The 8,960-nt window shown below is 36.7% G+C and carries 7 protein-coding genes; 4 read left to right on the forward strand and 3 right to left on the reverse strand.

All coding sequences use genetic code 11. The features are described from left to right. Positions 1 to 67: 67 nt before the first annotated feature. A complete protein-coding gene (locus tag NZ579_06650) occupies positions 68 to 1,345 on the reverse strand; it encodes an extracellular solute-binding protein (GenBank protein ID MCS7299616.1) in 1,278 nt (425 codons plus the stop codon). A 66-nt stretch (positions 1,346 to 1,411) separates the two neighbouring features. Between NZ579_06650 and recR the strand changes: the two genes are divergently transcribed. After that, positions 1,412 to 2,026 carry a recombination mediator RecR gene (gene recR, locus NZ579_06655; protein ID MCS7299617.1) on the forward strand — a complete coding sequence of 205 codons (615 nt, stop codon included), beginning with the start codon at positions 1,412 to 1,414 and terminating at the stop codon, positions 2,024 to 2,026. 254 nt (positions 2,027 to 2,280) lie between these two features. Here the strand turns inward: recR and NZ579_06660 are convergent, their stop codons facing one another. After that, a complete protein-coding gene (locus tag NZ579_06660) occupies positions 2,281 to 3,528 on the reverse strand; it encodes a flagellar hook-associated protein 3 (GenBank protein ID MCS7299618.1) in 1,248 nt (415 codons plus the stop codon). Positions 3,529 to 3,799: 271 nt separating this feature from the next. On the opposite strand from NZ579_06660, the gene NZ579_06665 reads away from it, so the two are divergent. Next, on the forward strand, positions 3,800 to 4,273 hold the full coding sequence (locus NZ579_06665) for an A24 family peptidase (GenBank protein MCS7299619.1): 474 nt from the start codon (positions 3,800 to 3,802) through the stop codon (positions 4,271 to 4,273). Here NZ579_06665 and NZ579_06670 read toward each other — a convergent pair. Further along, entirely contained in the window at positions 4,236 to 5,033 is a 798-nt protein-coding gene (locus NZ579_06670) for a ZIP family metal transporter (protein ID MCS7299620.1), read from the reverse strand. The two genes, NZ579_06665 and NZ579_06670, sit on opposite strands and share 38 nt — an antisense overlap. A gap of 157 nt (positions 5,034 to 5,190) precedes the next feature. Here NZ579_06670 and NZ579_06675 point away from each other — a divergent pair, with 157 nt between their 5' ends. Both NZ579_06675 and NZ579_06680 read left to right on the forward strand, forming a co-directional pair. Beyond that, positions 5,191 to 6,717: a hypothetical protein gene (locus NZ579_06675; protein MCS7299621.1), complete on the forward strand. Its 1,527-nt coding sequence runs from the start codon at positions 5,191 to 5,193 to the stop codon at positions 6,715 to 6,717. Between the two features lie 11 nt (positions 6,718 to 6,728). After that, positions 6,729 to 8,960 (forward strand): alpha-amylase family glycosyl hydrolase (locus NZ579_06680; GenBank protein ID MCS7299622.1); only part of this gene is annotated, 2,232 nt, incomplete at its 3' end.

Here is an 8,960-nt window from a genome sequence, read left to right on the forward strand (position 1 = left end):
ATTTAATATTCAAGAAGCGTTGAAGTGGTACTTTTATAGTATTTAAGGTAGTAGGAATGTGGGGTGTTTACCTTTTGTAGGTAGCCTTTATAAGTCCTACTAATTCGTTTTGTCTCTTTTTCCAGATGTCTTTTATTTTTGTATCAAGTTTTGGGTCATCTGCGTCAAGTCCGGTTGATTCAACTAGAGCACTTGTTGCTGGAGACCAAGTTAGAGCCATTTCAGGAACATTCGGCATAGGTATTGCTTCTTTCGCTGACTCTATGAATATCTGTGAGATTGGATCGTTTTTGACTTCAGAATATTGGTATGCTCCAACATTAGCTGGTGTTTGCTTACCAACTTTTGCGAATATTCTACCTGCTTGCGGACTCGTTATGAACTGCATAACCTTGAATGCTGCTTGTTTATTCTTGACATTAGAGGACATAAATATTCCTTCTACCGTGAGGAATGGTATTGCTCTTCTACCAGAACCTTTTATCCCTGGTAAATCATCTATTATGGGGAATGGTGCAACACCATAATTAATCTTAGGTGATATCTCTGCTCTAAACCACTGACCATTAACAACAAACAGAGCATTACCTGAATTGAATAATTCTGTAACGGTTGAACCATCTGCACCTACCTCTGCTTTTGGATCACCGGTAGGATTTATAAGTTTCTTAAGCCTAAGGACATACTTTATAGAGTTATAAACTGGTTCTGTATCAAGGAGTGGAAAGTATTCGGTTCCTTTTCTTTTCTCAAATATTCTACCACCATATCCCTGTATCCACATCGTGTGATAGTAGAAGTTGCCCATGTCATACACGAATCCTCTTCTACCATAAGGACCTGATCTTGGGTCAGTGAATTTCTTTGCGAGTTCTATCAACTCGCTCCAGGTGTTAGGAACGGTTGATATGTAATTTTTGTTATAAAACAGGATCAGGTTCTTGAAGGACATAGGTAGTGCCCAGAGATTGTCATTATCGCCATAGACATAAGCCATAACCAGATACCTCGGGAATTGAGATATTATCTCTTTGGTTACGAAAGAGTCAACAGGAACGATGATGTTGTTGTTAGCCCATTCACCTGTAAAGTCTTGTGCGAATATAAACAAGTCTGGACCTTTGCCTAAAGGAACCATTGTCCTCAGCTTATCGTTTATCGCATCAAACGGCACTGGTAGGAGACTTATCTGGACATCAAAGTAAGTTATGTTGAAGGTATTAGCAACTTGCTCTATTGCCTTCTTCTCATCACCACGGTAGGCGTGCCATATATTAACCTTCACTTGTCCAAAAACAAATATTGTAAGAGACAGAAATATAAGTGTTGTTATTATTCTATTCATGATCTCCTCCTATATGATTCTAATTTTATAGAAAGGATGCTTTTGTATCAATAAAAATTTTTGTATATGAATATCCTTCCAAATAGTGTAAAAGAGATGATTGAGGTTTTGAGCGATATTTCTGGTATAGGTCCTAAAACTGCAGAAAGGATTGCGCTTTTCATTATAACTTCAAAGTCAGACATAATTTCAAGATTATCTAATGTTATTGAAAAGTTGAAAAATGAAGTAAAGGTGTGTTCTGAATGTGGTATGGTGTCTGATACAGATCCTTGTGTTGTTTGTTCCTCCCTGGAGAGAAACAGAAAAGTAATATGTGTAGTTGAAAAGCCTAGTGATGTGTTAGTCATTGAGAAAACTGAACAGTATGATGGACTTTATCATGTTCTTGGTGGGGTTATCTCACCACTTGATGGAGTTGGACCTGGAGATCTACCAATTAACAAACTGATTGATAGAATAAAGAAACTTGAAGTTGAGGAAGTATTTTTCGCACTTGACCCAGACTCAGAAGGTGAGATAACTACTTCCTACATAGTATCACTCATTAGGAAGAGTGCTATTGATGTGAAGATTACATCAGTAGCTAAAGGTGTTCCATTAGGTGGAAACATAGAATATTCGGATACACTTACACTTTCAAGAGCCATAAAGAACAGAAGTATTATAGACTCCTACTAATTTGGTTTCGTTAGGTAGAATGCAACATTCTTTAAGCGAATTTTACTACTTAGTAAAGTAGTTTAGATTTCGTTGGGGGACTATTTTTGTATAAATCTGTGGATAGACTATATTCTACTTGAATTTCTAAAGACTCTTCGGATGAATATTGTCAGGGATCATACTCAAGGAATATGTTATGGTTTGATGTATGATCCTTTGCCGGGATAAAATATCGCAGATAGTATTGAAGTTTGTGATTTTAGAATGTGCTATTATCTTAAGAAATTAAGTAATGAGAGTCCCATCAGTTTTGCTCCTACTTGTAGTCCTGCTTGGTGTGTTAGTTCAAGCATTCTAAGTTCAATTACGGTTTGTGGTATATCTGTTGCTTGAGTTTTTGCTAGGATGTCCTTGACATAGACTATGTCCGTATTTAATCTGATATTCACAGTCTTAAGTCTTTCTAATCTTGCTCCGACTTCTGCTCGGTATCTTAAGAAGTTATCTAAACCGTTGTCAATCATGCTAAGGTCCTCACCTCCTAGATTCTGTTGTCTTCCAGCGAACATGTCATCTCTTATCTTTATGAGAACATCAAAGAGAGACATAACGAATATTTTTGCTTCAGGGGTGTAGTTAAGGGGTGCGGGAGCGCCTTTTCTTATGATTCCAAGCCTTTCCATAACATCGCCATCGCCTACATCTTCAATAGCAATATTGTGAGGAATGGTGCTTTCTAAAACAAAGAAATTATTGCCTGTTGAGTTATCAATATAAGCCTTAACTGGCATCTTTAGTTCGTTTATTCTATCAACTATCGTCTCAAGAGTGTCTCCTTTATAAACCTTTACCTCAACACCATTTATCTTGAAAGACATATCCCTATCCACCACAAAACCAGTTCCTGGTGTTGATGATCTTATTATCATATTTTCAGATGCGAATAGTCTATTGCCGTTGAGATTTATCTGAACAAAGTCAGTGGTATCAGCCTGTCTGAATATAATTCCATCATCTCCCATATATACAACCTTTTTAACTACTTCATAATCAAGATCCTCTGAGAGACCGTATTCAACTCTGAACGGAAGGTCTGTTTTATATCCTCCGTAGAGGTTAGTTTGCTTGTAATACGAGTTTGCAATACTAACAAGTTCCCTTATGAGTTGATCAACTTCTATCGCCATCTTCTTAGTATCGTCCTTTGTGTATGTTCCGTTTGCTGCCTGGACTGTAAGTTCCCTTATCCTTTGAAGTATGTCTGTGGCACTTTGAAGTGTTGAGTCTATTAGGTTGAGCTTCGCTTCACCTTCTTCAATGTTGGCTATGAATGTCTCTATCTCTTTTATTCTACTTTGGAACTGCATTGATGTGGTTGTGCCTACAGGATCATCTTCTGGTATCCTTATCTTACTCATACTCGTTAGATCCGTTTGTCTCTTGTTCATCTCAACCATTCTGTCCTTGAGATAGAAGAGAAATTCGTTTGATATGGAATTTTGAGTTACTCTACCTATCATACAAACCTCCCTGTTTAGTTTGATCTACCGTCATGGTAGAAATCAATAACTATGTTCGGAATAAAGACCTATATCTCAAGTTTAACTTAAATGAGTTTTTCTCGGTTAGTTTAATTTGACAAACGAAGGAAGATGTGTTCTATATTAAGACTAATTGTGAGTGGTATGTTTAATTCCATTATTCCAATAATTTTTGGTGTATTAGTGTTAAAAATCTTTGATGTTGTTTCATTTGATGAGGTAAGATATTCTTTGAAGAAGGAAATTCCAAATGTATCTAGCAACAATATTCATTAACCTAGTAGTTTTTACTATCTTGTCAGTGTTTGATATTAAACACAGGATAGCGCCTAATTACATTACCATACCTTACATGTTATTTGGAATAGGTATCCTTTTCATTGATCATACGAGAATTCAATATCTTCTAAATACACTTGAGGTAAGTGTCATTCTGGTTATATTGTTTATATACTCAAGGTTAAGGGGGAAGAACCTGACAGATATGTTCGGAGGAGGTGATGTTAAAGTGTTGATAGGTTTTTCACTTATGAGTGATTTTTATACATTTAATCTATCGTTGATAACAGGAACTCTTATAGGGATAATTTGGGCTAAAGTGAATTCAAAAAACTCCATACCGTTTATTCCATTTCTGTCCAGTGGGTATGTGATTGCCTTAGTAGTAGATTTTGTAATCAAACAGGTTAGATTTGGATGGTATCAAGTGTCATCATTACTATAAATCCAACCATAGCACCAATTGTTGATATATCGGTATTCCCTGAAAGTTGAGATTCTGGTATGACCTCCTCTATCACTACAAAAAACATCGCACCAGCGGCGATACCTAGCGAGATTGGAAGCAGTTGAGGGAAGCTAACGATAAAGAGTAAACCTACTACTCCACCTACTACTTCTGAAAAACCTGACAAAACACTGTAAATAAAACTCTTGATTTTGCTTATTCCGTAAGCTAACATAGCGACAGCCAAAGCCAGTCCTTCAGGTATGTTCTGGATACCTATACCGACAGCAACAGGTATGCCACTATACTCTGGTATTAGTCCCATAGCGCCGAGTGCTACTCCTACCGCAAAACCTTCTGGTATATGATGTAATGTCATTGCTAGGTAAAGCAATGTCACTCTTCTAAAATTGGAGGGAATTCCTTCCACATTATCTGAACCAATGTGAACATGAGGAAGTATACTGTCTATGGCTTTTACCGTCACTCCCCCAAGTATGAATGCCGTACCTCCAACAATCCAGCCTGGTAGGTTAAAAAAATTTGATATTTCAACGGAAGGTATCAGAAGAGACCATATACTTGCTGCTAACATTATACCACCAGAAAGACCAAGTAGAAAGTCAAGAACCTTTCTATTGATTACAGGAAATATAAAAGATAGAGCTGCACCTAGGTTGTTAAGCATCCAAGTGAAAAGGACACCTAAGGTTACTAGAGTAAGAGGATTTATGTTTTTAAGTATCTCTGGTGTCATGGGATTATTGAATATAGAATTATGTATATAAAAAGAGAATCAATACAACTAAAAGGTTTTCATTGAAGTAAAGTCTAGGATTAACAATTAGGGATAATCTGTCATTGTTGAAAATGCATTGGCCTTTATTTATATTATTTTGGTAGGAGATTAGGTTATGAGGTATTGTGTGAGCATATTTAGTTTTTTTGTTGCGGTTGCGCTTTTCTCTTGCTCTCAGAACCCGACTGTTCAACAGAATGTTGTGAATGTTAATCAAACAAACCAAATCTTCTCTACAAATTATATCAGCAATACAAACACGGTTTATCATACTAACACGAACTATATAACCAACACAAATACAGTGAATCTCGTTACTAACACAAACTACTACACGAATGTGCATAATCAAACAAACTATGTTTATGGTTTAACATCAAATGTAAGTTTTTCACTCGTTGGGATAACTGAGTCTGCTATAATTCAACCTTACCATTTAGTTGAAGGAGTTTTGGAAGGTGGCTTTTCGTATAATGATGTTGATAAATTCTATCTCATCGTTACTAACAATAGTTTTTCAAACAATTTTCAGTTCTATTCTCTTTCAAATTTCACAGGTGTAATCTCCGCACCAAGTCATAATAATATCCATGTTTTGATAACTCTTATATCTAAGTTGAACTCTTCATACACCGTAGGTATAAATCTTAAAATTTCAAACATACCGATAGTTAAAATAACAAGTATTCAAGGTAGTTATATTGCTACATTTTCGGATACTAATATAAATGGTTATGTTGATATATCTGATCCTGATGGTATAACTAATATAAGCGTTATAGTCTCAAATTCATCTGGTGTATTTACAAACACGGCTACTACAAACTTGATTTCATCTTGGACAAATGTTGTGAAGAGAATTCAGTTTTTATCAATTCCTAATTTATCTGGTGGATATAACTATGTTAAGGTGAGAGCAGTTTCTTCTAGTGGTATAGTTGGTGAGTCTAGAACGATAACTATTCTCAAGTCACTTTTCACGATAGATGGTCTCTATGATAGTGGTTGGAATGATGCCAAACTTGTTGCTAGTGCTAGTGGTGTTAATCCTTACACCAATTTGGGAATTGCTAGGATGAGGGTAACGAATGATGGACATTTCCTATACATATTTGTGAGCAACTATAATGTTCCGAACTTAGGTGATAACGGTTTGAAGTTAAGTATATCAATAGACACAAACTCAACTAGTGGTCTTACAAACGATGCGTGGGTTGGACTTGCTCAAAAAGGTAGGTTTATATACATGCCGACAAACGGTAGGTATCCTGACATACAGATACAAATGAGGTTGCGACAAACGAATCAAATAAATGGTGCAGGTATATATCTTGCAGTGGTTGGAACTACAAACTTCTGGACAAACATTGCTAATACCTGGGTACCTGGGAATGATAAGGGAGTTATGTTTGGAATTAATAATGCTTTCGGTTGGGAGGTTGCCTTGCCTCTAGGTTTAGTGGGAATTCAGAATGGTTCCGTTTTGAGGTTCATAGCAGTTCTTGGAAGACCTGATGGAGATGAAAGAAATAGTGCACTGCATGTTTTACCAGAAAGTCCTTTGAATGAGATAACCACAAACGATGGTTTCTTCACGAATGTTATAAGAGTGTGGAGTGATAGTTATACTGTTTCGTATTAAGGAGGTAATGTATGAAGTTTGTGTATGTTTTTGTAGTTATTATCTTGTTCCTATTTTTACACAGTTGTGGTAATAATCCTACTGTTCAAGAAACTAGGACAAACTACAACCAGGTCAATAACACAAACTATACATATATTACGAATAACTACACTAATACTAATTACACTTACATTAACCAACCTGTGTATGTCTGGGTGACTAATTATTCTACAAGTAATGTTACATTCTATATAACAAACACTCATTACATAGATACCAATACTAATCAAATCTTTATTTCTATTTCAAATGTTTATATCGCTCCTCCTAATGATCTTTGGGTGTATGTATATACGAACTCTAAAATAAATTCTTGGGCTTCTCCACAGTTGTATTACTGGGTAGTGGGTACAGTAATAAACGGTGCCGTTAATAGACTATCAAATCATAATGAGTTTGTAGTGTTCAGACTTACGAACATAGATTTTGCTACTAGTAAAGTTGGTATAAAACTACGAAAAGATGCTAGTTGGTCCGATCAGGAACCTATAAAAAGTGAAAATGGACCTATGTATGATAGAATAGTATCAATTCCTATTTACAGTATCACAAACTCAACAACCAATTCAACAACTAATACCGTTAGCGGAACCAATTATATAACCAACAGAATAGCAACTATAATATCATCACCGGACAAGATATACGTACATTCTCCTGCTAACTGGTGGGAGTCATTCCCTTACTTCTTTGAGAGTGAGACAAATCTATACAGAGACCCTCCAACCAATGCTGTCTTTGAATGGTTTGGAGCTAACTATCAAGGTGGTGGTGTTACTTACTTCTTATTCTATGGACCTAACTTAAGGAGAGTTTGGGTGGCAGGAGACTTCAGTGGATGGCAAAGGACGAATATGTATCTAAGCAGAGACAGAGTGTGGTGGTGGACTATACTTTCAAACACTTCCCCTGGACAGAAGTATAAGTTTGTTATAGAAAAATATAACGATCCATACCTACACTGGATTTCAGACCCGGGAGCAAAGAAGAATATCTACTCACCTGCTATGGATACATCTGGTAATGAGTCTGTCATAATAGACCACTCATCTTACACGTGGCAATCTTCTTCTTGGCAAAGACCTGGGTATGAGTATTACATTATCTATCAAATCCATATAAGGACCTTTTACACAAACGGACCTGGGGATTACTATGGATGGGGAACTTTTGAAACTGCTATAAATAGGTTTGATTACCTCACTAACTTAGGTTTCACTGCGATTGAGCCGTTACCGATAAATGAGTTTGCTGGAGACCAATCCTGGGGATACAACTATGTGCTATACTACGCTCCTGAAACTGCGTATGTTGGAACAAACTTAACAACAGTAAATACTTTCAAGAAGTTTGTTGATGAAGCACACAAGAGAGGGATGGCCGTTATACTTGACCTTGTATTTAATCACATAGGACCTGGTGATGATATCATAGCAGCTTACGACCCTGCTATTGATTGGAACAATCCACAAACATATTGGTATTCAGGTTCTACGCCTTGGGGACCAAGTTTCAACTATTCAAATCCGATTGTCAAAAAGTTTCTGATAGACAGTGCTAAATACTTTATGAAGTTCTACAAGATAGATGGATTTAGGTTTGATGCGACATATTTTATAGCTTACAACAACTTCTCTTCACCAGGAGGTAGTTTCTTGTACGACATGGCTATACAACTGAGACAGTTCGCTACCAACGATGGTAACGGACCTAATTTAATGCTTATAGCGGAGAACCTACCGACTTGGAATTGGATTACGCATAAGAATAGTGGTAGGCAGGATGCTCAATGGAATGTTGACCTAGCTCATGAACTTAAGAAGATGTTTAAAACTACTCCCCTTGACCTTAATATGAGCAGTTTAGGTAATTACATTCTCGCTAGTGCGTTAGATAATGGACTAGATAACCAAAATCCTTACGGCTTGATTGCTGTTCAGTATCTATCATCTCACGATGAAGTAGCCAATGGTAAAAGGAGACCTGCTGCAGACTTAAAACATAGAGGTTGGGGTAATGGTGAATATGATGCTCAATATCAAACGCTCACGGGACTTGCGACTGCTATCTTTGCAAGAGGAATACCTATGATATTTATGGGCGACGAGATACTTGAAGGGTTCTATTCAGGAGATCAAGAGTGGTTTAGAGATGATGTGCCGATAAACTGGTCTAAGATAGGGAACACAAGAGTCACAAAT

Source organism: Spirochaetota bacterium (assembly GCA_025061835.1).
Classification (GTDB): domain Bacteria; phylum Spirochaetota; class Brevinematia; order DTOW01; family DTOW01; genus SKYB106.